This is a genomic window from Streptomyces sp. NPDC085931, assembly GCF_044540565.1.
In the GTDB taxonomy this organism is placed as follows: domain Bacteria; phylum Actinomycetota; class Actinomycetes; order Streptomycetales; family Streptomycetaceae; genus Streptomyces.
On the sequence record NZ_JBITSK010000004.1, the window covers coordinates 408,647 to 432,478 of the forward strand.

22 protein-coding genes and 1 tRNA gene are annotated in these 23,832 nt (G+C 69.0%); 13 read left to right on the forward strand and 10 right to left on the reverse strand.

Translation table 11 applies throughout. From position 1 onward, the window contains the following. Window positions 1–89 precede the first annotated feature (89 nt). From ACIGAN_RS10625 to ACIGAN_RS10640, 4 genes are all read left to right on the forward strand, one after another. Complete coding sequence (locus ACIGAN_RS10625; protein ID WP_399856681.1) at window positions 90–272, forward strand: hypothetical protein; 183 nt, start codon at window positions 90–92, stop codon at window positions 270–272. Continuing rightward, window positions 269–1,660: a replication initiator protein RepSA gene (gene repSA / locus ACIGAN_RS10630; RefSeq protein ID WP_399856683.1), complete on the forward strand. Its 1,392-nt coding sequence runs from the start codon at window positions 269–271 to the stop codon at window positions 1,658–1,660. The genes ACIGAN_RS10625 and repSA overlap by 4 nt, the downstream gene beginning before the upstream one ends. After that, window positions 1,657–1,845, forward strand: coding sequence for a helix-turn-helix domain-containing protein (locus ACIGAN_RS10635; protein WP_399856685.1), 189 nt, complete (start codon window positions 1,657–1,659; stop codon window positions 1,843–1,845). Before repSA ends, ACIGAN_RS10635 begins: the two co-directional genes overlap by 4 nt. Before the next feature lie 74 nt (window positions 1,846–1,919). Beyond that, the gene (locus tag ACIGAN_RS10640; protein ID WP_399856687.1) at window positions 1,920–3,002 is read left to right on the forward strand and encodes a tyrosine-type recombinase/integrase; all 1,083 of its coding nucleotides are present in this window, start codon (window positions 1,920–1,922) and stop codon (window positions 3,000–3,002) included. A gap of 55 nt (window positions 3,003–3,057) precedes the next feature. Here the strand turns inward: ACIGAN_RS10640 and ACIGAN_RS10645 are convergent. The 9 genes from ACIGAN_RS10645 to dnaA all read right to left on the reverse strand — a co-directional run bounded on the left by ACIGAN_RS10645 (window position 3,058) and on the right by dnaA (window position 16,064). Next, window positions 3,058–3,134 (reverse strand) — tRNA-Ile (locus tag ACIGAN_RS10645). Between the two features lie 100 nt (window positions 3,135–3,234). Then, complete coding sequence (locus ACIGAN_RS10650; protein WP_365088578.1) at window positions 3,235–4,056, reverse strand: DUF3566 domain-containing protein; 822 nt, start codon at window positions 4,054–4,056, stop codon at window positions 3,235–3,237. A gap of 18 nt (window positions 4,057–4,074) precedes the next feature. After that, entirely contained in the window at window positions 4,075–6,669 is a 2,595-nt protein-coding gene (gyrA, locus tag ACIGAN_RS10655; protein WP_365088577.1) for a DNA gyrase subunit A, read from the reverse strand. A gap of 42 nt (window positions 6,670–6,711) precedes the next feature. Beyond that, complete coding sequence (gyrB, locus tag ACIGAN_RS10660) at window positions 6,712–8,784, reverse strand: DNA topoisomerase (ATP-hydrolyzing) subunit B (protein ID WP_365736582.1); 2,073 nt, start codon at window positions 8,782–8,784, stop codon at window positions 6,712–6,714. Between the two features lie 380 nt (window positions 8,785–9,164). Beyond that, window positions 9,165–9,695 (reverse strand): DUF721 domain-containing protein, encoded by a 531-nt coding sequence (locus ACIGAN_RS10665; RefSeq protein WP_399856690.1) that lies wholly within the window; start codon window positions 9,693–9,695, stop codon window positions 9,165–9,167. Further along, window positions 9,692–10,813, reverse strand: a complete 1,122-nt coding sequence (gene recF / locus ACIGAN_RS10670; RefSeq protein WP_399856692.1) for a DNA replication/repair protein RecF — start codon at window positions 10,811–10,813, stop codon at window positions 9,692–9,694. Before recF ends, ACIGAN_RS10665 begins: the two co-directional genes overlap by 4 nt. 55 nt (window positions 10,814–10,868) lie before the next feature. Further along, on the reverse strand, window positions 10,869–11,744 hold the full coding sequence (gene gnd / locus ACIGAN_RS10675; protein ID WP_365736434.1) for a phosphogluconate dehydrogenase (NAD(+)-dependent, decarboxylating): 876 nt from the start codon (window positions 11,742–11,744) through the stop codon (window positions 10,869–10,871). Between the two features lie 164 nt (window positions 11,745–11,908). Further along, a complete protein-coding gene (gene dnaN / locus ACIGAN_RS10680; RefSeq protein ID WP_365088572.1) occupies window positions 11,909–13,039 on the reverse strand; it encodes a DNA polymerase III subunit beta in 1,131 nt (376 codons plus the stop codon). Between the two features lie 880 nt (window positions 13,040–13,919). Next, on the reverse strand, window positions 13,920–16,064 hold the full coding sequence (dnaA, locus tag ACIGAN_RS10685) for a chromosomal replication initiator protein DnaA (protein ID WP_399856695.1): 2,145 nt from the start codon (window positions 16,062–16,064) through the stop codon (window positions 13,920–13,922). A gap of 374 nt (window positions 16,065–16,438) precedes the next feature. Here dnaA and rpmH point away from each other — a divergent pair, with 374 nt between their 5' ends. The 9 genes from rpmH to ACIGAN_RS10730 all read left to right on the forward strand — a co-directional run bounded on the left by rpmH (window position 16,439) and on the right by ACIGAN_RS10730 (window position 23,377). Then, window positions 16,439–16,576 (forward strand): 50S ribosomal protein L34, encoded by a 138-nt coding sequence (gene rpmH, locus ACIGAN_RS10690; protein WP_003956500.1) that lies wholly within the window; start codon window positions 16,439–16,441, stop codon window positions 16,574–16,576. A gap of 21 nt (window positions 16,577–16,597) precedes the next feature. Beyond that, window positions 16,598–16,969 carry a ribonuclease P protein component gene (gene rnpA, locus ACIGAN_RS10695; RefSeq protein ID WP_078650725.1) on the forward strand — a complete coding sequence of 124 codons (372 nt, stop codon included), beginning with the start codon at window positions 16,598–16,600 and terminating at the stop codon, window positions 16,967–16,969. Continuing rightward, window positions 16,966–17,340 carry a membrane protein insertion efficiency factor YidD gene (gene yidD, locus ACIGAN_RS10700; protein WP_365736438.1) on the forward strand — a complete coding sequence of 125 codons (375 nt, stop codon included), beginning with the start codon at window positions 16,966–16,968 and terminating at the stop codon, window positions 17,338–17,340. The genes rnpA and yidD overlap by 4 nt, the downstream gene beginning before the upstream one ends. A gap of 3 nt (window positions 17,341–17,343) precedes the next feature. Further along, window positions 17,344–18,627 (forward strand): membrane protein insertase YidC, encoded by a 1,284-nt coding sequence (gene yidC / locus ACIGAN_RS10705; RefSeq protein ID WP_365736440.1) that lies wholly within the window; start codon window positions 17,344–17,346, stop codon window positions 18,625–18,627. Between the two features lie 15 nt (window positions 18,628–18,642). Then, the gene (locus ACIGAN_RS10710) at window positions 18,643–19,155 is read left to right on the forward strand and encodes a Jag family protein (protein WP_020273088.1); all 513 of its coding nucleotides are present in this window, start codon (window positions 18,643–18,645) and stop codon (window positions 19,153–19,155) included. 124 nt (window positions 19,156–19,279) lie between these two features. After that, window positions 19,280–19,996, forward strand: a complete 717-nt coding sequence (rsmG, locus tag ACIGAN_RS10715) for a 16S rRNA (guanine(527)-N(7))-methyltransferase RsmG (protein ID WP_365088568.1) — start codon at window positions 19,280–19,282, stop codon at window positions 19,994–19,996. 268 nt (window positions 19,997–20,264) lie between these two features. Continuing rightward, window positions 20,265–21,341, forward strand: coding sequence for a ParA family protein (locus tag ACIGAN_RS10720; RefSeq protein WP_351350395.1), 1,077 nt, complete (start codon window positions 20,265–20,267; stop codon window positions 21,339–21,341). Next, window positions 21,338–22,438 (forward strand): ParB/RepB/Spo0J family partition protein, encoded by a 1,101-nt coding sequence (locus ACIGAN_RS10725; protein WP_399856698.1) that lies wholly within the window; start codon window positions 21,338–21,340, stop codon window positions 22,436–22,438. The genes ACIGAN_RS10720 and ACIGAN_RS10725 overlap by 4 nt, the downstream gene beginning before the upstream one ends. 321 nt (window positions 22,439–22,759) lie before the next feature. Beyond that, window positions 22,760–23,377, forward strand: coding sequence for a GNAT family N-acetyltransferase (locus ACIGAN_RS10730; protein ID WP_365088566.1), 618 nt, complete (start codon window positions 22,760–22,762; stop codon window positions 23,375–23,377). 94 nt (window positions 23,378–23,471) lie between these two features. Here the strand turns inward: ACIGAN_RS10730 and trxA are convergent, their stop codons facing one another. Continuing rightward, window positions 23,472–23,804, reverse strand: coding sequence for a thioredoxin (trxA, locus tag ACIGAN_RS10735; RefSeq protein ID WP_010032728.1), 333 nt, complete (start codon window positions 23,802–23,804; stop codon window positions 23,472–23,474). Window positions 23,805–23,832: the final 28 nt, after the last annotated feature.

Genomic DNA, 23,832 nt, shown 5'->3' on the forward strand with positions numbered 1-23,832 from the left:
CCTCCGGGGCGGCCTCGGTCGCCAAACTTCCGCCGCCCCGGACGGCTCCACCCATCCAGATCCAACGGACCCGAAAGGGAAGCCACATCATGCCCCAGCACGCCCAGAACACGCGTGTCTGCCGCGACTGCGACGGCTTCGCCACCGCCGCGATCACCACTGGAGTCCCCCGCCCGGACGGCTCTCGCGCCACTCTCCGCGTCACCTGCCCGACGTGCAAGGGCACTGGCACCGCCCGCCGTGTGCGCTCGCTGGGGGCGGTGATCAAGTGACCGACACCGCCACGATGGCGGGCCTGGACCCGGCCACCCTCACCGACGTGCTGAGGCTGGCCGGGTCTCCCGGCTTCGACCGCATCCAGGACCAGATCCGCCGTACCGGCGGCTGCACCGACCCAATCCGCCTGACCGGCTCGACCGTCACCCGCGACGCAGCCACGGGACAGGTGCTGCACTCCTACTCCACCGACACCGAGCCCGGTGGGGTCCTGCGCGTCGCCTGCGGCAACCGCCGCGCCTCCCGCTGCCCGGCCTGCGCCTGGACCTACGCGGGCGACACCTACCACCTGATCCGCGCCGGCCTCGTCGGCGACCCCGCCAAGGGCACCCCGGAGACGATCCGGGATCACCCTCGGGTGTTCGCCACGCTGACCGCGCCGTCATTCGGACCGGTCCACAACCGGCCCGGCAACCGGCCCTGTCGCTGCGGTACCTGGCACGCGGAGGACGCCCCCGAGCTGGGCACTCCGCTCGACCCGGACGCCTACGACTACGCGGGCTCGGTGCTGTGGAACAACCACGCCTCCGAGCTGTGGCGCTACTTCACGATCTACCTGCGCCGGGAGATCGCCAAGCGGGCCGGACTCACGCAGAAGGCCGCACGCGAGCAGTCGCGGGTGTCGTTCGGGAAGGTTGCCGAATACCAGAAGCGCGGGGCGGTGCACTTCCATGCCGTGATCCGCTTCGACGGCCCGGCCGGCCCCGACGACCCGCCCCCGGCGTGGGCCACCCTCGACCTGCTCACCGACGCCATTCATGCCTCTACCGCCCGCGTGAAAGTCGACGTACCCCCGTCCGGGGACCAACCGGCCCGGACCCTGCGATGGGGCACCCAGCTCGACGTACGCCCGATCCGCGCCTTCGGCGACGGCGAGGACATCACCGAGCAGGCGGTCGCCTCCTACGTCGCCAAGTACGCCACCAAAGCAGCCGAGACCACCGGCACCGTGGACCGCCGCATCGGCAACAAGGAAGCCCTGGTCCTGCTCGACGTCCCCGAGCACCCGGCCCGGCTCATCGCCGCCTGCCTCGACCTCCACCCGCTCTACCCGGACCGCAAGCTCCGCGACTGGGCCCACATGCTCGGCTTCCGCGGCCACTTCTCCACCAAGTCCCGCCGCTACTCCACCACCCTCGGCGAACTGCGCCAGGCGCGCGCCGACTACCGCGCCGCCCAGCAACGCGCCGCCCTCGGCCTGCCCGACCCCGACGACGAGGAAGCCACCACGCTCACCCTCGCCCACTGGGCCTACGCCGGCCACGGCCACACCCCCGGCGAATCCTGGCTCGCCACCAACATCCGCCGGGACATCCAGCACAACCGCGACACCGCCCGCGAGGAGCTACCCGCCTTGCTCGACCTGGAAGGAGCTGCCGCATGACCACCGCTGCTCCGGAGCTGTTGACCGTGCCCGAAGTCATGGCGCGGCTGAAAATGGGCCGGACCAAGGTCTACGACCTGATCCGCACCCATCGCCTCGTGTCCATCAAGGTCGACGGATGCCGCCGCATCCCGGACCACGCCGTCCGCGACTTCATCGCCGGGCAGAACGGGGAGGCTGCCTGATGGCCAAGCGTCGGCCCAATGGCGGTGGCACGATCACGAAGCGGTCCGATGGCCGGTACCAGGGGGCCGCCTACGTGACCGACACGGACGGCAACCGGGTGCGCAAGTACGTGTACGGCCGGACGTGGGACGAGGCGAACGAGAAGCTCGGCAAGCTCCAGGACCAGGAGCGCAACGGCATCCCGGTGCCTTCTCGGTCCTGGACGCTCGGCGTGTGGCTGGCCTACTGGTTGGAACACATCGTCAAGCCGGAACGCGAGCACAACACGTACGTGAAGTACGAGTCCAAGGTGCGGCTGTACCTGCTGCCGCATCTCGGCAAGAAGCCGCTGGTCAAGCTCACCCCGGCGCAGATCCGGGCCTTCATGGCCACGCTGGCCCGGGAGAAGGTCGGCGCCTCGGCTCGCTTCGAGGTCCTCCGCGTCCTCCGCAACGCCCTGAACCGGGCCATGCGCGAGGAGCTGGTCACGCGCAACGTCGCGCTCCTGGTCGACATGCCCAAGGTCATCAAGGACAGGGGCACGGCATGGAACGCCAGGGAAGCCATCGCCTTCCTGCGGTCGGTCCGCGCCCACCGGCTCTACGCGGCCTGCGTCCTCGTCCTGGTCCTCGGGCTCCGTCGCAGTGAGGTGCTCGGCCTGCGCTGGCAGGACATCGACTTCGAGGCCGGCCGCTTCACCCCGGTCAAGCAGGTCCAGCGGGTCAAGGGCGTCGGCCTGGTCCTCAAGGACCTCAAGACGGAGTCCTCACAAGCCGTGCTCCCGCTTCCCGAGTTCTGCGCCCGTGTCCTGGAGGAGCGGCGCGAGCTGCAAGCCCTGGAACGGAAGATCGCCGGTGAGCACTGGTCCCAGGCGCCGGATCAGGACTTGATCTTCTCCTCGGAGCACGGCGGCATGATCGACCCGGTCGGCTTCTCCCGCACCTTCGATCGGCTCGTCAAGCGCGCCGGCGTCCGCCGGATCACCGTCCGCCTCGCCCGGCACACCTGCGGGACCCTGCTCGCCTTCCTGAAGGTGCACCCCAAGGTCGCCCAGGCGATCCTCCGGCACAGCCAGATCAGCATGACCATGGACGTCTACACGCACGTGGTCGGCGACAGTGAGCGGGAAGCGGTCGGCATGCTCGCCGAGCTTCTGGAAGATCCGCTCATCGGCTGATGTCAGCCATGGATGTCAAAGACCCCCAGCCGATATCGACTGGGGGTCTTTACGCTGGTGGGGCTAACAGGATTTGAACCTGTGGCCTCATCCTTATCAGGGATGCGCTCTAACCAACTGAGCTATAGCCCCGCCGCGCTCTGCGGTGTGTGTCCCGCGCGCTGACTCCTGAAGATTAGCGCACGACATGGGCAGTCCCAAAATCGGTTGTGGGGGCGGCCACCGAGGGGCGTCACTCGTCCTCGGCGAGCGTCAGTTCCACACCGCCCACGAAGCCCGCGGACAGGTTGTAGATGAACGCGCCGAGCGTCGCGAGGGCCGTCGCGAGGACGACGTCGATGACCGCGATGATCGACGTGAACAGCAGGACGTTGGGCAGCGACAGGAAGGCCTGCAGGTCGAAGCCGTTGGACTCGTTGGAGCCGGTGGCCTCGGAGATCGTGCCGCCGACCGTCGAGAACACGCCCATCGCGTCCATGACCATCCACAGCACCGCGGCCGCGACGATCGTGCAGATGCCCAGCGCGATGGAGAGCAGGAAGCTGACCTTCATCACCGACCACGGGTCGGCCTTCGCCACCCGCAGACGCGCCTTGCGGACCCGCGGCGTGGTGCGCGCCCCCGTGCGCGGCCGCCGCACCGCTGCCGCGGCCCCCGCGTCGGCCCCGGCCGCCGCCCCCTGCTGCGCCGGATAGGCCTGCGGCGGGTGGTACGGCCCGGCCGGCTGCTGCGTCTGCCGTTCCCCCGGCAGCGGCGACGCCGGCTGCGCGGCGGCGGCCGGGTCCTGGGCGGCCGGCTGCGGCTGCGCCGGTGCGCCCGTGGCGGCCGGGCCCGCCCCGGGCTTCTGCCGGGTCCGCGAACCCCGCGTGTCCGTCACAGTTCCCCCCTGTGATCCATGCGTGTCAGGCGAGGGCGCGTCCTTGGCCGGGGACTTGATCGCCTTCAGGTTGGTCGTGTGCGGATCCGCCGCACGCGCGGCGGAGCCACGGCCGCCGCCGTCCGTCTCCGTACCCTTGGAGGTACCGGCCGGTCCGGCGCCCGTGGCTCCGCTCACGCTGACTCACTCCTCGTCCTACTCGGCCGAGGGCGCCTCACCCTCGTCCGTGCCGGTGGTCCCGGGACCCTCGGCGGTGTCGTCGACGACCACGTCGCCGTCGACCTCCTCCGCCTCGCGTCCCGCCTCGGCGTTACGAGCGATGCCCACGACGGCATCGCGCTTGCCCAGATTGATCAGTTGGACGCCCATGGTGTCACGGCCGGTTTCCCTGATCTCGTTGACTCGCGTACGAATCACACCGCCCGACAGCGTGATGGCGAGGATCTCGTCGGTCTCCTCGACCACCAGCGCGCCGACGAGGGAACCACGGTCCTCGACGATCTTGGCGGCCTTGATGCCGAGGCCGCCGCGACCCTGGACGCGGTACTCGTCGACGGCGGTCCGCTTCGCGTACCCGCCGTCTGTGGCAGTGAACACGAACGTACCGGGTCGAACAACATTCATCGAGAGCAGCTCGTCGCCCTCGCGGAAGCTCATGCCCTTGACACCCGAGGTGGCACGGCCCATGGGGCGGAGGGTGTCGTCCGATGCGGTGAACCTGATCGACTGGGCCTTCTTGCTGATCAGAAGCAGATCGTCATCGGCCGAGACGAGTTCGGCACCGATCAGTTCGTCGTCCGAGCCGTCCTCCATCGACCGGAGGTTGATCGCGATCACACCGCCGGAACGGGGCGAATCGTAATCCTTCAGAGGCGTCTTCTTCACCAGTCCCGCCTTGGTGGCGAGCACCAGGTACGGAACGGCCTCGTAGTCGCGGATCGCCAGGATCTCGGCGATGGCCTCGTCCGGCTGGAAGGCGAGCAGGTTCGCCACGTGCTGGCCGCGCGCGTCCCGGCCGGCGTCCGGCAGCTCGTAGCCCTTCACGCGGTAGACGCGGCCCTTGTTCGTGAAGAACAGCAGCCAGTGGTGCGTGGTGGACACGAAGAAGTGGTCGACGATGTCGTCTTCCTTGAGCTTCGCGCCGCGCACGCCCTTGCCGCCGCGCTTCTGGGCGCGGTAGTCGTCGGTCTTGGTGCGCTTGATGTAGCCGCCCCGGGTGACCGTGACGACGATGTCCTCCTCGGCGATCAGGTCCTCGATGGACATGTCGCCCTCGTACGGGATCAGCTTGGTCTTGCGGTCGTCGCCGTACTTCTCGACGATCGCGGCCAGCTCCGCGCTGACGATGCCCCGCTGGCGGACCGGGGAGGCCAGGATCTCGTTGTACTCGTTGATCTTCGCCTGGAGCTCGTCGTGCTCCTGGACGATCTTCTGGCGCTCCAGGGCGGCCAGCCGGCGCAGCTGCATCTCCAGGATGGCGTTGGCCTGGATCTCGTCGATCTCCAGCAGGCTCATCAGGCCGCCGCGGGCGATCTCGACGGTGTCGCTGCGCCGGATCAGCGCGATGACCTCGTCGATGGCGTCCAGGGCCTTCAGCAGGCCGCGCAGAATGTGCGCCCGCTCCTCGGCCTTGCGCAGCCGGAAGCGCGTGCGGCGGACGATGACCTCGATCTGGTGCGTCACCCAGTGGCGGATGAACGCGTCCAGCGACAGCGTGCGCGGCACGCCGTCCACCAGCGCCAGCATGTTGGCGCCGAAGTTCGTCTGCAGGTCGGTGTGCTTGTACAGGTTGTTCAGGACGACCTTGGCGACCGCGTCCCGCTTGAGCACGATCACCAGCCGCTGGCCCGTGCGGGAGGACGTCTCGTCGCGGACGTCCGCGATGCCGCCGATCTTGCCGTCCTTGACGAGGTCGGCGATCTTCTGCGCCAGGTTGTCCGGGTTCACCTGGTAGGGCAGCTCGGTGACGACCAGGCACTGGCGGCCCTGGATCTCCTCGACCTCGACCACCGCGCGCATGGTGATGGAGCCGCGGCCGGTGCGGTACGCCTCCTCGATGCCCTTGCGGCCGACGACGAGCGCGCCGGTCGGGAAGTCCGGGCCCTTGATGCGCTCCAGGAGGGCGTCCAACAGCTCCTCGTGCGAGACCTCGGGGTTCTCCAGGTACCACTGGGCGCCGGCCGCGACCTCGCGCAGGTTGTGCGGCGGGATGTTGGTCGCCATGCCGACCGCGATGCCGGCTGAGCCGTTGATCAGCAGGTTCGGGAAGCGGGCCGGCAGGACGGTCGGCTCCTGGGAGCGGCCGTCGTAGTTGTCCGTGAAGTCGACGGTCTCCTCGTCGATGTCGCGGACCATCTCCATCGACAGCGGCGCCATCTTGCACTCGGTGTACCGCATGGCCGCGGCCGGGTCGTTGCCCGGGGAGCCGAAGTTGCCGTTGGAGTCGACGAGCGGCATGCGCATCGACCAGGGCTGGGCGAGGCGCACGAGCGCGTCGTAGATCGAGGAGTCGCCGTGCGGGTGGTAGTTGCCCATGACGTCGCCGACGACGCGGGCGCACTTGTAGAAGCCGCGCTCGGGGCGGTAGCCGCCGTCGTACATGGCGTACAGGACGCGGCGGTGCACGGGCTTGAGGCCGTCACGGACGTCGGGCAGCGCGCGCGAGACGATGACGGACATCGCGTAGTCGAGGTACGAGCGCTGCATCTCGGTCTCGAGCCCGACGGGCTCGACACGCATGGCGAGGTCGCCGCCCTCTTCCGGGGTGACGGGAGTGTTCTCGTCGGTCATTGCTGGTGGGGATCCTTCCTGGTGCGGTCAGCTGAGACCGACTCAGATGTCGAGGAAGCGGACGTCCTTGGCGTTGCGCTGGATGAACTGGCGGCGGGCCTCGACGTCCTCGCCCATCAGGACCGAGAACAGGTCGTCGGCCTGCGCGGCGTCGTCCAGGGTGACCTGGCCGAGGACCCGGTGCTCCTGGTCCATCGTGGTCACGCGCAGCTCCTCGGCGTTCATCTCGCCGAGGCCCTTGAAGCGCTGGATCGAGTCCTCGCGGACGCGCTTGCCGCGCTGGCGGCCCATCTCGATCAGCGCGTCGCGCTCGCGGTCCGAGTAGGCGTACTCGATGTCGTCCCGGCCCCACTTGATCTTGTACAGCGGGGGACGGGACAGGTACACGTGCCCGGCCTCGACCAGCGGCCGCATGAAGCGGAACAGGAAGGTCAGCAGCAGCGTGCTGATGTGCTGGCCGTCGACGTCGGCGTCCGCCATCAGGATGATCTTGTGATAGCGGAGCTTCTCGATGTCGAAGTCCTCGTGCACACCCGTGCCGAAGGCCGAGATCAGCGCCTGGATCTCCTGGTTCTGCAGGATCTTGTCGATCCGCGCCTTCTCGACGTTGAGGATCTTGCCGCGGATCGGGAGGATCGCCTGGTACTGCGGGTTGCGGCCGGACTTGGCCGAGCCGCCGGCGGAGTCACCCTCGACGATGAAGATCTCGCACTTGGTGGGGTCGTTGGACTGGCAGTCGGAGAGCTTGCCCGGCAGGGACGCGGTCTCCAGCAGGCCCTTGCGGCGGGTCAGGTCGCGGGCCTTGCGGGCGGCCACGCGCGCGGTGGCGGCCTGGATGCCCTTGCGGACGATGTCGGCGGCCTCGACCGGGTTGCGGTCCAGCCAGTCGTTGAGGTGCTCGTAGACGGCCTTCTGGACGAAGGTCTTCGCCTCCGTGTTGCCCAGCTTGGTCTTGGTCTGGCCCTCGAACTGCGGCTCGCTCAGCTTCACCGAGATGATCGCGGTGAGACCCTCGCGGATGTCGTCGCCCGTGAGGTTGTCGTCCTTCTCGCGGAGCAGCTTCTTGTCGCGCGCGTACTTGTTGATCAGGTTCGTCAGCGCCGCGCGGAAGCCCTCTTCGTGGGTGCCGCCCTCGTGGGTGTGGATGATGTTGGCGAACGAGTACACGCCCTCGCTGTAGCCGCTGTTCCACTGCATGGCGACTTCGAGGGAGAGGGACTTGTCCTTGTCCTCGGCCTCCAGGTCGATCACCGTCGGGTGCACCGCTTCTCCCTTGCGGGAGTTGAGGTACTTCACGAAGTCGACGATGCCGCCCTCGTAGTGGTACGTGACCGTCTTGACCTCGGCGGTCTCGTCCGCGCCGGCCTCGTCCGCGCCGGAGGTGGCCTTCGCCGACTCGCGCTCGTCGGTGAGCTTGATGGTCAGGCCCTTGTTGAGGAAGGCCATCTCCTGGAAGCGCCGCGACAGCGTCTCGAAGGAGTAGTCGGTGGTCTCGAAGATGTCGCCGTCGGCCCAGAAGGTGACCGAGGTGCCCGTCTCGTCCGTGGCCTCGTGCTTGGCCAGCGGCGCCGTCGGCACGCCCATCTTGTAGTCCTGCGTCCAGCGGTGGCCGTCCGTCTTCACCTCGACGGAGACCTTGCTGGACAGGGCGTTCACGACGGAGACGCCGACGCCGTGCAGACCACCGGAGACCGCGTAGCCGCCGCCGCCGAACTTGCCGCCCGCGTGCAGCACGGTCAGGACGACCTCGACGGCCGGCTTGCCCTCGGACGGGACGATGCCCACCGGGATGCCACGGCCGTTGTCGACGACCCGGACGCCGCCGTCGGCGAGGATCGTCACCTCGATGGTGTCCGCGTGCCCGGCCAGCGCCTCGTCGACGGAGTTGTCGACGACCTCGTACACGAGGTGGTGCAGGCCGCGCTCACCGGTGGAACCGATGTACATACCGGGTCGCTTGCGGACCGCGTCCAGACCCTCGAGGACGGTGATGGCACTGGCGTCGTACGACGCCGTTACGGAGGCCTCGGCGACTCCGGCCGGGGCCTCGGTGGACGGGATGTTCTCGTTGGGGTTGCCGGAATCGGCCACGAAGCGCCCTTTCTGGCACAGCACGAGCCAGGCTCTGGGGGTCCCCCCTCCGGGGGAGGGTTGCCGGAGCGGCTGCGGCATGTTGCGTTGGTAAGCCTTGATCAGCGTTGCTCAGCTTTTCCCGGACGGTCCCCAGCGAGTGGGGCGGGATTGCTTCCAGTCTACCGGTAGCACTGACACTGATGGGGGTTTGCCGGTACCTGAGTCCGCATGTGCCGCCCTCGATGGGTCTTGTCCGACTCCCGATATACGGATGGGGGCTCCAAGAGGCTCACGGAGCCACTCAGCGCTTCCGGCCGTCAACCCTTGGCTACTTCGGAGTCAGGTCCCGATTCGCAACCGTGTGCGGTGCCGCGACGGGACGGCCGCGCGGGCCGGTCCGGGGCGAGAAGACGTGACGTAAGTCACCTGTAGGTGTCGCCAGGTCCCCTGCTGCCGGGGGCGCGCAGAGGGCCGTAACGGCGCGCGGGAGCGCTGGGACCGACGACCTTGATCTGCCGCACGGTGCCGTGCCCGAGGTCCTCGTTGAGCCGCGCGACGAGCACGGGCGCGAGGCGGCGCACCTCGGTCGCCCAGACCGGCGACTCGCACTGCACGACCAGGACGCGCTCGTCCTCGTCGTACCGCTGCGGGGTGCAGTGGTCGGCGAGCTTCTCGCCGACGATCTGCGGCCAGCGGCCCATCACCCCGCCCACCGCGGCCGGGGCCTCCCAGCCGCGCTCGGTGATCAGCCGGTTGATCGCGGGCCCGAGCGCCATGGGGTCGCGGCCGTCGGCGCGCGCGCCGGAGCGCAGCCCACCGCCCCGGCGCGCCTGCTTCTTCTGCTGCGCCGCGTCCCCCCGCGCGCGGGCGGCCTCCTTCGCGGCGCGCAACGCCACGCGTGCGAGGTCGACCCCCGAGGGCTCAGGCTCCTTCTTCGGCTCCTGCGTGCTCATACGCGCTCCACCGTCCCCTCGGACACGGCGAACCGCACCCCGGACAGCACATGCGGAACGTCGTCGTCCACCGCCGCGGTGACCAGGACCTGCTCCCCGGGGGCGACCAGCTCGGCGAGCCGCTCGCGCCGGCGGGTGTCGAGTTCGGCGAAGACGTCGTCGAGCACCAGCACCGGCTCGTTGCCCTCCGCCCGCAGCAGGTCGTACGAGGCCAGCCGCAGCGCCAGCGCGTACGACCAGGACTCGCCGTGGGAGGCGTAGCCCTTGGCGGGCAGCTGGCCGAGCTTGAGCAGCAGGTCGTCCCGGTGCGGTCCCACGAGGGTGACGCCCCGCTCGATCTCCTGCTTGCGGGCCTCGGCGAGCGCGGCGATCAGCTGCTCGAACAGGTCCTCACGGGTGTGCGCCTCGCCCGGCGCGGACGGCTTGTACTCCAGGGCGACCGGGCCGCCGCCGGGGGCGAGCTGCTCGTAGGCCTTGTCGGCCAGCGGCTGGAGCGTGGCGATCAGATCGAGCCGCTGGGCGAGCAACTCGGCGCCCGCGCGCGCGAGGTGCTGGTCCCAGACGTCCAGCGTGGACATGTCCATGGAACGGCCGCCGTGCCGTCGGGCGAGCGCGGCCGACTTCAGCAGGGTGTTGCGCTGCTTGAGGACCCGGTCGTAGTCGGAGCGGACCCCGGCCATGCGCGGGGAGCGGGCGGTGATCAGCTCGTCGAGGAAGCGGCGCCGCTCCCCGGGGTCGCCCTTGACCAGGGCGAGATCCTCCGGCGCGAACAGCACGGTCCGGACGATCCCCAGCACGTCACGCGGTCTGACCTGCGAGGACCTGTTGATGCGGGCGCGGTTGGCGCGGCCCGGGTTGAGCTCCAGCTCGACGAGCTGCTGCCGTTCACCCTGTCTGACCTGGGCCCGGATGATCGCCCGCTCGGCGCCCATGCGGACCAGGGGGGCGTCGGAGGAGACCCGGTGGCTGCCGAGGGTGGCGAGATAGCCGACGGCCTCGACGAGGTTGGTCTTGCCCTGCCCGTTCGGCCCGACGAAGGCCGTCACCCCCGGGTCGAGCGGGACCTCGACCCGGGGATAGGAGCGGAAGTCGGCCAGCGACAGATGCGTGACGTGCATGGTCGTTTCGCCGACCTCCCTCGGTGCTCGGTTGCTTCCGGCTACTGCTTCTCGGCTACTTCTTCTCGACCGCGTGGCCGCCGAACTGGTTCCGCAGCGCGGCGATCATCTTCATCTGGGGCGAGTCCTCCTGGCGGGAGGCGAACCGCGCGAACAGCGACGCGGTGATCGCCGGCAGCGGCACCGCGTTGTCGATCGCGGCCTCCACCGTCCAGCGTCCCTCGCCGGAGTCCTGTGCATAACCCCGGAGCCCGTCCAGGTGCTCGTCCTCGTCGAGCGCGTTCACCGCGAGGTCGAGCAGCCAGGAGCGGATGACCGTGCCCTCCTGCCAGGAGCGGAAGACCTCCCGGACGTCGGTCACGGAGTCGACCTTCTCCAGCAGCTCCCAGCCCTCGGCGTAAGCCTGCATCATCGCGTACTCGATGCCGTTGTGGACCATCTTGGCGAAGTGGCCCGCGCCGACCTTGCCGGCGTGCACCGAGCCGAAGTCGCCCGCCGGCTTGAGGGCGTCGAAGACCGGCTGCACCTTCGCGACGTTCTCGGCGTCGCCGCCGTACATCAGCGCGTAGCCGTTCTCCAGGCCCCACACGCCGCCGGAGACACCGCAGTCGACGAAGCCGATGCCCTTGGCCGCCAGCTCCTCGGCGTGCTTCTCGTCGTCCGTCCAGCGGGAGTTGCCGCCGTCGACGACGACGTCACCGGGCTCCAGCAGCTCGGCGAGCCGGTCGATGGTGGACTGGGTGGCCTCGCCCGCCGGGACCATCACCCAGACCACGCGCGGTCCGCTGAGCTTGCCCACCAGCTCTTCCAGGCTGTGGACATCGGCGAGGTCCGGGTTGCGGTCGTATCCGTAGACGGTGTGGCCCGCGCGGCGGATCCGCTCGCGCATGTTGCCGCCCATCTTGCCGAGGCCGACGAGACCGAGCTCCATCAGTTGTTTTCCTTAGGTTCGCAGGTGTCCGACGTGGCGCTGCGGCACGTGTGTGCCGCGTCCGAGCCTAATCCCGGACGCTCGCGCACATCTGTGGGCATACGCGCTCACTCGCACGCCCTCACCTGCGGCTTTACCCCCAGCCTGTGGACAGCCGGCAGGGCTCAGCCGCTGAGGCGCACCGGCATGATCAGGTACTTGTAGGCCTCGTCCGCCTCGGCGTCCAGCGCCGGCTTGCCGCTGAGCAGCGCGGGCTTGGTGGACGTCGTGAACGACAGCTGGGCGACCGGGGAGTCGATGGCGCTCAGACCGTCCAGCAGGAACGTCGGGTTGAAGGCGATCGAGATGTCGTCACCCTCCAGCTGGGCGTCGACCCTCTCCACAGCCTGTGCGTCGTCGCTGGAGCCGGCCTCCAGGATGAGCACGCCCTGCTCGAAGCTGAGCCGCACCGGGGTGTTCCGCTCGGCGACCAGGGCCACGCGCTTGACGGCCTCCACGAAGGGGGCGGTCTCGATCACGGCGACGCTGTTGAACTCGGTCGGGAACAGCGTGCGGTACTTCGGGAGGTCGCCCTCCAGCAGGCGGGTCGTGGTCCGGCGGCCGGCGCCCTCGAAGCCGATCAGGCCCTCGCCCGCGCCCGAGCCGGACAGCGCCAGGGTCACCTGGTCGCCGCTGGTCAGGGCCTTGGCGGTGTCCAGGAGCGTCTTGGCGGGGACCAGGGCCACCGCGGAGGCGTCCGGGTTCTCCGGCTTCCACAGGAACTCGCGGACCGCGAAGCGGTAGCGGTCGGTGGAGGCCAGCGTGACCGTGTCGCCCTCGATCTCGATGCGGACGCCGGTGAGGACGGGCAGCGTGTCGTCGCGGCCGGCGGCGATGGCCACCTGGGCGGCCGCGGAGGCGAAGACCTCACCGGGGACCGTGCCCGTCGCGTTCGGCATCTGCGGCAGGGCCGGGTACTCCTCCACGGGCAGGGTGTGGAGGGTGAACCGCGAGGAGCCGCAGACCACCGTCGCCCGTACACCGTCTGTGGAAATCTCCACCGGGCGGTTGGGCAGCGCGCGGCAGATGTCCGCGAGCAGGCGGCCGGAGACCAGGACCGTGCCCTCCTCCTCGACCTCGGCCTCGACGCCCACCCGGGCGGAGACCTCGTAGTCGAAGCCGGACAGGCTCAGCTGGCCGTCCTCGGCCTTGAGGAGCAGGCCGGCGAGGACAGGCGCCGGCGGACGGGCCGGGAGGCTGCGAGCCGCCCAGGCCACTGCCTCCGCGAGTACGTCGCGTTCCACCCGGATCTTCACTGTTGCCGCCTCCTGCTGTTGCCGGCGCTTCTCGCTCTGCCTGGCCCTCGTCGTCTGTCTCGGTGCCGACGGTCCCTGTGAGGGGGAGGGCACCGGGGACCAGTCTGACGCACCCCACTGACAGTAGGTGCCTCTCGGGGTCAAGTCGTGACGAGGGGCGGCCGGGCACCGGAGAGCGAGTTGTGCACAGGACCCGCTTCGAAACGGATTCCGCTCTCTCTCTAGTCGGGAGTAGTAGTAGGGCCTGTGGATACCGTGGATAACCACGTTTGCCCAGCTCAGAGCGGAAATTTTGTCCACCGGGCCTGTGGGTGGAGGCGGTGGACAACCCGGGGTCTCTGTGGAGAACGGAAAGTTCTGCACACCCCGTGCACAGGGAGGGGCGAGTTCTCCCCAGTGCCGTCCCCAGGTTTACCCACCTTTCCCACAGCCCAACCCGGCACCTTCGTGTGACGCCTTTCACTCGACGCGGTGAGGAGGCGCGTCGGGTTGCCGAACAGTGGACAGCCATGTGGAGAAGCCGCTGATCGCTGGGGACAACCGCCCCCAGCCTGTGGGCGGCCCGTGGACAACTCGGTGCACAGCCTGTGGATCACCGCTTCGTCCACAGTCTGTGGAGATCGTTCGTCCACCAATCCACAAGCGGCTGAGCTGGTCTGATGGTCTTTCGACAGCGCTGCCTGTGGACACGATCTGGACAACTTCCCGGTCCCCAGCATGTGGACGGCAGAAAGTCACCGAATCTGTGGAGGGAGGCCGTAACCCCGCGGCTATTCGAACAGCGGGGTACGGACGAGGACCGGCACGGACGTCCGCGCACATGCGCGAGGGCGCCCCCGGGAGGCTCCGGGGGCGCCCTCAGCGGCTAGCGAAGCGGCGTTCAGCCGTTCTTGATGCGGTTCGTGAGCTCCGTGACCTGGTTGTAGATGGAGCGGCGCTCGGCCATCAGATTGCGGATCTTGCGGTCCGCGTGCATGACCGTCGTGTGGTCGCGGCCGCCGAACAGCGCGCCGATCTTCGGCAGCGACAGGTCCGTCAGCTCCCGGCACAGGTACATGGCGATCTGCCGGGCGGTGACAAGGGCCCGGCCGCGGGACGTGCCGCAGAGATCCTCGACCGTCAGCCCGAAGTAGTCCGCCGTGGCGCCCATGATCGCGGTGGAGGTGATCTCGGGAGCCGAGTCGTCGCCGCCGGGGATGAGGTCCTTGAGGACGATCTCCGTCAGCCCCAGGTCCACGGGCTGCCGGTTGAGCGAGGCGAACGCCGTGACCCGGATCAGCGCGCCCTCCAGCTCACGGATGTTCCGCGAGATCCGGGACGCGATGAACTCCAGCACCTCCGGCGGCGCGTTCAGCTGCTCCTGCACCGCCTTCTTGCGCAGGATCGCGATCCGCGTCTCCAGCTCGGGCGGCTGGACGTCCGTGATCAGACCCCACTCGAAGCGGTTGCGCAGCCGGTCCTCCAGCGTCACCAGCTGCTTGGGCGGCCGGTCGCTGGAGAGCACGATCTGCTTGTTGGCGTTGTGGAGCGTGTTGAAGGTGTGGAAGAACTCCTCCTGCGTCGACTCCTTGTCCGCGAGGAACTGGATGTCGTCGACGAGCAGGATGTCCATCTCCCGGTACCGCTTGCGGAAGCTGTCGCCCTTGCCGTCCCGGATGGAGTTGATGAACTCGTTCGTGAACTCCTCCGAGCTCACGTACCGCACCCGCGTGCCGGGGTACAGGCTGCGCGCGTAGTGCCCGATGGCGTGCAGCAGGTGGGTCTTGCCGAGTCCGGACTCCCCGTAGATGAACAAGGGGTTGTACGCCTTGGCCGGCGCCTCCGCGACGGCGACCGCGGCCGCGTGCGCGAAGCGGTTGGACGCGCCGATGACGAACGTGTCGAAGAGGTACTTGGGGTTCAGGCGGGCGGTGGGCTCGCCCGGGCCGGTCGCCGGCGCGGGCTGCGCGGCCAGCGGGCCGGGCGCCCCCGTCGTCGGCAGGTTCGGGCCGACCGGGCCGCCCCGGTGCACGTGCCCCGAGCCGGCCGGCGGCTCCGGCAGCTCGCGGCGGACCGGGTCGCGCTGGTCGTAGTCGGGGCGCGCGGCCTCGTAATCGGAGCGCGGCTGCTCGTAGGAGGGGCGCTCCATGGGCTGCGGACGGTAGTCCTGCGATCCGTACGGCTCCTTGGGGGCGCCGTAGGAGTCCTGCCCGCCGTAGGCGTCCTGGGACGGTGACGCGTACGGGTCACGGTCGGGGAAGCCGAGGCGTTGCTGCTGCCAGCCGTAGTCGTCCTGCGCCGGCCGCGGCCAGGAGCCGGGCTCGGGGCGCTGGTACTCGGAGGGGTACGCCGGGCGGGCCGTCGGCAGCTGATCCGCGCGCGTGGGCGGCAACTGGTCGCCGGACGTTCCCGGCAACGGCTCGGCGCGGTGCCGGCCGTAGCCCTCGTACCCACCGTCACGGTCCTGGCGGCCGTCGTAGCCGTCGCGGTCGGGGCGGTCCGGGCGGTCGGGGCGGTTGTCGTACGCGTCACGATCCTGTCGGCCGTCGTACGTGCCGCGGTCCTGGCGGGCGTCATAGCCGTCACGGTCCTTGCGGCCGTCGCGGCCGTCGCGCTCAGGGCGGGCCTCGTATCCGTCGCGTGGCTCGTAGCCGTCGCGGTCCTGGCGGCCGTCGTACGTATCGCGGTCCTGGCGCGCGGACGGGAGCTCGGGCTCCTCGTAGCGCTGCTGGGGACGGGCGGGGGGCGCCGGCGTGGCCGGGGGCTCGCCCGCGGAGTCGTCCACGGTGATCGCGATCCGGATCGGGCGGCCGCACTCGCGGCTCAGCGTCTCGCTGACGACCGGCGCCAGGCGGCCCTCGAGCACGCCCTTCGCGAATTCGTTCGGCACGGCGAGCAGGGCCGTGTCGGCGACCAGCGCGAGCGGCTGGCAGCGCCGGATCCAGTGCTCGTCCTTCGCCTCGACCCCTTGGCCGCGGCCCTCCCCGAGGAGCTGCTCCAATACGCGTGGCCACACTGCGGCAAGATCGGCAGGTACGTCAGCCACAGGGCACGCTCTCTCACGGGTCCCTCGAAGGTGTGATCCGGGGACGGGTCGGGATGTAAATCGGGTCGGGCAGGGATAAGGGAACGAATCGGAGTCCAGTCACGGTAGTCAGGGCGGCGGGTACGGTTCAAGTTGTTGTCCCCAGCCTGTGGACAAGTGTCTCCCGGCGACTCCCGGTTTGACCGGATGGCGTAGCCGCGCGTACCGTAACCAGGTCGAGTTGTCGATGGCTGCTGCCGCCTGCCTCCGATGGGCACAGATCACTGGGGTGATCGGTCAGCGGTGCACTCGGGCGTAACTGCGAGCTACTCGTGGGCGCACGGTGACAGCCAGGACGGCACCCCGCAACCACCGATTCTTTCTGGAGCCCCCGAGTGAGCAAGCGCACCTTCCAGCCGAACAACCGTCGTCGCGCGAAGACCCACGGCTTCCGGCTGCGTATGCGCACCCGTGCCGGCCGCGCGATTCTCGCGTCCCGCCGTAGCAAGGGTCGCGCCCGCCTGTCCGCCTGATCCCGATCAGGTCATGACGTCGTGCTGCCCACCGAGAACCGGCTGAGGCGGCGCGAGGACTTCGCGACCGCGGTACGACGAGGTCGTCGGGCAGGCCGCCCGACCCTCGTCGTCCACCTTCGAAGCGGTGCCACGGACCCGCATGCGCCTGGGGAGAGCGCTCCCCCGACGCGTGCGGGTTTCGTCGTGAGCAAAGCCGTGGGTGGCGCGGTCGTGCGCAACAAGGTGAAGCGCAGGCTTCGCCACCTGATGCGCGAGCGAGTCGCCCAGCTGCCCCCCGGTAGCCTGGTAGTCGTACGAGCGCTGCCCGGATCGGGCGACGCCGACCATGCACAGCTGGCCCGAGACCTGGACGCCGCCCTTCAACGGCTGCTGGGAGGGGGCGCGCGATGAAGTACCCGCTGCTGGCTCTGATCAAGCTCTACCAGTGGACGATCAGTCCGCTGCTCGGGCCGGTCTGCAAGTACTACCCGTCGTGCTCCCACTACGGCTACACGGCCATCGACCGGCACGGTGCCATCAAGGGCACGGCACTCACGGCCTGGCGCATCCTGCGGTGCAATCCGTGGTCGCTGGGCGGTGTGGACCACGTCCCGCCGCGCAAGCGTCCGCGGTGGCACGAAATGCTGCGCAACGCGTGGCGCGCACGCAAGGGCGGGCCCTCCTCCGCCGACCCGGCCACCGAGGGACAGACTTCTCCCACAAGTCCGTCGAGTCCGTCGAGCCCGGCCGCAGAGACACCGTCCCATGCCCAAGGAGCATGATTAGTGGACACGATTGCCAGCCTCTTCAGCTTCATCACCACACCCGTCTCCTGGGTCATCGTCCAGTTCCACACGGTGTACGGCGCCATCTTCGGCCCCGACACCGGGTGGGCCTGGGGCCTGTCGATCGTGTCCCTGGTGATCCTGATCCGTATCTGCCTGATCCCGCTCTTCGTGAAGCAGATCAAGGCGACCCGGGCGATGCAGACGCTCCAGCCCGAGATGAAGAAGATCCAGGAGCGCTACAAGAACGACAAGCAGCGTCAGTCCGAAGAGATGATGAAGCTGTACAAGGAGACGGGCACCAACCCGCTCTCCTCGTGCCTTCCCATCCTGGCGCAGTCCCCGTTCTTCTTCGCCCTGTACCACGTGCTCAACAGCATCGCCTCGAACGACACCATCGGCGTGATCAACGAGAACCTGCTGCAGAGCGCGCAGAAGGCGCACATCGTCGGTGCCCCCCTCGCGGTGAAGTTCACCGACAGCTCGTCGAAGGTGGAGGCGCTCGGCGCCACCCTCACCGACGTCCGCGTGGTCACCGCCGTCATGATCATTCTGATGTCGGCGTCGCAGTTCTTCACCCAGCGCCAGCTGATGACGAAGAACGTCGACACCACGGTGAAGACGCCGTTCATGCAGCAGCAGAAGATGCTGATGTACGTCTTCCCGGTCATGTTCGCCGTCTTCGGCATCAACTTCCCCGTCGGTGTCCTCGTCTACTGGTTGACCACCAACGTGTGGACCATGGGCCAGCAGATGTACGTCATCCGCAACAATCCGACGCCGGGTTCCAAGGCACAGGCCGAGTACCTGGAGCGACTGCACAAGCACGTCACGCAGCGCGAGAAGGTCGCCCGGCGCCGCGACCGGGTCATCGTGAAGGCCATCGTCGCCAAGGGCCGGGACCGCAACGAGTACGAGCGCAAGTTCATCAACGGCCTGAGCAAGGCCGGACTCGCCGCGCAGGCCGACGGCACCGTGATCAAGAGCGAAGCCGCTGCCGCCGTCCAGGCCGAGGACGGTACGCCCACCACCACCGGTACGCCGAAGCGCCAGCAGCCCAAGCGGCAGACCAAGGCGCAGCGCCAGTCCGGCGCCCTCGCAGGTGCGAAGGCGGCCGGTGAGCAGGAGCCGAAGACCTCGCTGACCAAGTCCGACGAGCCCGAGGACGCCAAGCCCGCCGCTGCCAAGAAGGGCGGCGCGAAGCCCGCCGGCGGTACCCGCAGCAAGGCCCAGTCCGGGCAGCGCAAGGGCCCCCAGCGGCCCAAGTCCCCGTCCAAGAAGTAAGAAGGAGTCCATCCCGTGACGGAAGGCACCACCTCCGCCGCTGCCGAGGGTGCAGACACCCTGACTCGCCTGGAGCAGGAAGGCGAGATCGCGGCGGACTACCTGGAGGGTCTGCTCGACATCGCCGACCTCGACGGCGACATCGACATGGACGTCGAGGCCGACCGTGCCTCCGTCTCGATCATCAGCGACACGGGCAGCCGTGACCTGCAGAAGCTGGTCGGCCGTGACGGTGAGGTGCTGGAGGCGCTCCAGGAGCTCACCCGTCTGGCCGTGCACCGGGAGACCGGTGACCGCAGCCGTCTGATGCTCGACATCGCGGGATACCGCGCCCGCAAGCGCTCCGAGCTGTCCGAGCTGGGCGCCAAGGCCGCCGCCGAGGCCAAGAGCAGCGGCGAGGCCGTGAAGCTGCAGCCGATGACGCCGTTCGAGCGCAAGGTCGTGCACGACGCGGTCAAGGCCGCCGGCCTGCGCAGCGAGTCCGAGGGCGAGGAGCCGCAGCGCTTCGTCGTCGTGCTGCCCGCCTGATCGGCACCTGCTTTCCCCGGCCCCGTCTGTTGCGCAGACGGGGCCGAACTTTGTCAGCCTGATAGTTCTGTGGTTCTGAGGTCGGCGCCGGGTGCGCCGACGCGGTACGGAAGGACGGTCCCCCGTGACGGAGGCAGCGGAGCTTCCCCCCGCGCCCGAGCAGGCGCGTGAGGTGTTCGGCGACCGCTTCGCGGATGCGGTGCGGTACGCCGAGCTGCTCGCCGAGGCGGGCGTGCAGCGCGGTCTCATCGGTCCACGCGAAGTGCCCCGCCTGTGGGAGCGGCACCTGCTGAACTGCGCCGTGCTCTCGGAGGTCGTGCCCGAGGGGGTGACGGTGTGCGACGTCGGCTCGGGCGCCGGCTTGCCGGGCATTCCACTGGCGCTGGTCCGGGAGGACCTGAAGATCACCCTGCTGGAGCCGCTGCTGCGGCGGACCAACTTCCTCACCGAGGTCGTGGAGCTGCTCGGCCTCGACCACGTGACGGTCATGCGCGGCCGGGCCGAAGAGGTCATGGGGAAGATCCAGCCCGTGCACGTGGTGACCGCCCGAGCCGTCGCGCCTCTCGACCGTCTTGCCACCTGGGGCATCCCTCTGCTGCGCCCGTACGGCGAGATGCTGGCGCTCAAGGGTGATGCGGCCGAGGAGGAGCTGAAGAGCGCCTCGGCGGCACTGAGCAAACTGGGAGCCGTGGGAACCTCCATCCTGCATGTGGGCGAGGGCGTGGTGGACCCGATGTCCACCGTGGTGCGGGTCGAGGTCGGGGAGAGTCCTGGGGGCGTGCGCTTCGCCGCGAAGCGGGCCAAGGCGGCTCGGACGGGTCGCGCGCGGCGGCGTCGCTGATCCGTCCTGCGGACGAGACGTACTCCACACAAGCTGCCAAACCTACGCATGCCGGAGTGTCGCGGCTGTCCGGCCACGGCTGCCCTGCATCGTGTTTCACGTGAAACGTCGCTCACTGCTGCACGGCATCATCAGTCGTGGCCGCGCTGCGGCCGAACCCCGCGACCGTAATAAGCCCCTCGGTTCACTCGACGAGGGAGCCGAGTTGTCCACAGAGGTGGATTTCTCCACAGAACGCCAGGCCTCACTGGTTCACGACCCCGAAGACATGGGAGGCTCTGTTCATTGCGAGCCTGAAGTCGAGGAGAGTGAATCCTTGCGGTCCGACGCCAACATCGCGGGACCGATGACCGATCCGGTCCCCGGTCCCCGTACCGAGTCGATGGGGGCGGATGTTTCACGTGAAACACCGCCTCCGATGGACGACACTCCCATCGGTCGTGCTGCCCAACTGGCGGTGGAGGCTCTGGGCCGCGCCGGCGAGGGCCTGCCGCGGCCCGAGCAGACCCGGATCATCGTGGTCGCCAACCAGAAGGGCGGTGTGGGCAAGACGACGACGACTGTCAATCTGGCCGCGTCGCTGGCTCTGCACGGTGGCCGGGTGCTGGTGGTCGACCTCGACCCGCAGGGGAACGCGTCCACCGCGCTGGGAATCGACCACCACGCCGAAGTTCCGTCCATCTACGACGTGTTGGTGGAGAGCAAGCCGCTCTCCGAGGTCGTCCAGCCGGTTCCCGATGTGGAGGGTCTCTTCTGCGCCCCCGCCACGATCGATCTCGCCGGTGCGGAGATCGAGCTAGTGTCCCTGGTGGCGCGGGAGAGCAGACTGCAGCGCGCCATCCAGGCGTACGAGCAGCCGCTGGACTACATCCTCATCGACTGCCCGCCCTCTCTCGGCCTCCTGACGGTCAACGCGCTGGTGGCGGGTCAAGAGGTGCTGATCCCGATCCAGTGTGAGTACTACGCGCTGGAGGGCCTCGGCCAGTTGCTGCGCAACGTCGACCTGGTGCGGGGACATCTCAATCCCACCCTGCACGTGTCGACCATTCTGCTCACCATGTACGACGGCCGGACGCGTCTGGCGTCGCAGGTCGCCGAGGAGGTGCGCACGCACTTCGGCGACGAGGTGCTGCGGACGAGCATCCCCCGGTCCGTCCGTATCTCCGAGGCACCGAGTTACGGGCAGACAGTCCTGACTTACGATCCAGGATCGAGTGGTGCCCTCTCATATCTTGAGGCGGCACGAGAGATCGCGCTGAGGGGCGTGGGCATCAGCTATGACGCCACACACGCCCACATCGGCGCACAGCAGAACGACCCGAGCATGGTGGAGGGCATCCAGTGAGCGAGCGACGGAGAGGGCTGGGCCGTGGTCTCGGCGCACTGATCCCTGCCGCCCCGACAGAGAAGTCGGTGGCCCAGGCGGCGGCAGGAGGTGGTGCTTCCACGTCCCCTGCGGCAGTGCCCGTGCTGCCCAACGAGCGTGGCGTGGCCGCTGCGAAGGTAGCGACACTGCCGGCTGTTTCACGTGAAACAGAGGAACCGGCGCAGCCCGCTGCCCCGGCCATGCCCCCTGCACCGATCGGTGCGCACTTCGCGGAGCTTCCGCTCGACTCGATCACCCCGAACCCGCGGCAGCCGCGTGAGGTCTTCGACGAGGACGCGCTCTCCGAGCTCATCACCTCCATCAAGGAAGTGGGGCTCCTCCAGCCGGTCGTCGTCCGGCAGGTGGGTCCCGGCCGCTACGAGCTCATCATGGGCGAGCGTCGCTGGCGGGCCTGCCGTGAAGCCGGCCTGGACGCGATCCCGGCGATCGTCCGGGCCACGGAGGACGAGAAGCTCCTCCTGGACGCCCTCCTGGAGAACCTGCACCGTGCTCAGCTGAACCCGCTGGAAGAGGCCGCCGCCTACGACCAGTTGCTCCGGGACTTCAACTGCACGCACGACCAGCTGGCGGATCGCATCGGCCGCTCCCGCCCGCAGGTCTCCAACACCCTGCGTCTGCTGAAGCTCTCGCCGGCTGTGCAGCGCCGGGTCGCCGCTGGGGTCCTCTCCGCCGGTCATGCCCGGGCTCTGCTGTCCGTCGAGGACTCGGAGGAGCAGGACAAGCTGGCCCACCGCATCGTCGCCGAAGGGCTCTCGGTCCGTGCCGTCGAAGAGATCGTGACCCTCATGGGGTCGCGGCCTCAGAAGGCTCAGCGGCCCAAGGGGCCCCGAGCCGGGGCGCGGGTCTCTCCCGCGCTGTCCGAGCTCGCCACGCGGCTCTCGGACCGCTTCGAGACGCGGGTGAAGGTCGACCTCGGGCAGAAGAAGGGCAAGATCACCGTCGAGTTCGCCTCGATGGAGGACCTTGAGCGGATCCTCGGTTCACTCGCCCCCGGCGAGGGACCGGTCCTGCAGAAGAGTCTTCTGGAGGGCGACTCCGAGGAAAGCGAGTCCTGAGCCTCCGGACGGAGTCTCGACAGTGCATCCGAACAGAGCGGGCCGTGTCCGGTGTGTACCGGAACATGGCTCGCTCTTTCCTTTCTGGCGGTTTCGATGGAATCGCATCGTCGATACGATGCGTTCGGGCACGGCGCGATCACCCGGCAGCACCTCTGAGAGGGAGGCAGGGGCCATGCGAACGATGAGCCGCACCGGTCTGGTGAGCGCCGGTCTGGGGCTGGGAGCCGTCGGTGGGTTCATCGGCAGTCTCCTCAGGGAACGGAGTGCTCTCACAGCCGCCCGCGATGTGGCGGGCGAAGGAAGCGAGGAACAGCCTTCATGGGGCGTCGGCTTGCACCGCTCACGCTGGACAACCTTCAGGACCTTCCCCAGCGCTGTCGCTCGTGCGTCTTCTGGGAACTCGACCCGGTCAGCGGTGAGGCAGCGGTAAAGGGGGGCACGTCCGACCTGGAGAAGGAGGCCTGGATCTCAGCGGTATTGCTGGACTGGGGCTCCTGCGGCCGGGTCGTCTACGTGGACGACGTGCCGGTGGGCTTCGTGCTCTACGCCCCACCCGCCTACGTCCCCCGCTCCACGGCGTTCCCCACGAGCCCGGTCTCCCCCGATGCCGTTCAGCTGATGACCGCGTTCATCGTGCCGGGGTACCAGGGGCAGGGACTGGGCCGGGTGATGGTCCAGACGGTGGCGAAGGATCTGCTGCGACGCGGCTTCAAGGCGATCGAGGCGTTCGGAGACGCGCGCTGGAAGGAGCCTGCCTGTGTGCTCCCCGCCGATCATCTTCTGGCGGTGGGCTTCAAGACGGTGCGGCAGCACCCCACCCACCCACGGCTGAGACTGGAGCTGCGGTCCACGCTCTCCTGGAAGGAAGACGTGGAGATGGCGCTCGACCGGCTGCTGGGGGCCGTCCAGAAGGAACCGGCGCTGCGGCCGCTGTAGCGGCAGGCGTACACACGAATGGGCCGACCCGTCCGGGTCGGCCCATTCGTGTTTCACGTGAAACATGCACCGTCGGCGTGACGGCTCAGCCGTCTTACTCGGCGATGAACTCCTCCAGGTCGCGCACGATCGCGGCCTTCGGCTTGGCTCCCACGATGGTCTTGGCGACCTCGCCACCCTGGTAGACGTTCAGGGTCGGAATCGACATGACGCCGTACTTGGCGGCCGTACCCGGGTTCTCGTCGATGTTCAGCTTGACGACCTCGATCTTGTCGCCGTACTCGGAGGCGATCGCCTCGAGGGACGGCGCGATCTGACGGCACGGACCGCACCAGGCGGCCCAGAAGTCCACCAGGACGGGCTTGTCGCTCTTGAGGACGTCCTGCTCGAAGGAGTCGTCGGTCACATTCTTCAGGGTGCCGGCCACGGCGGGCTCCTTAACTGTTGGTGCGTGG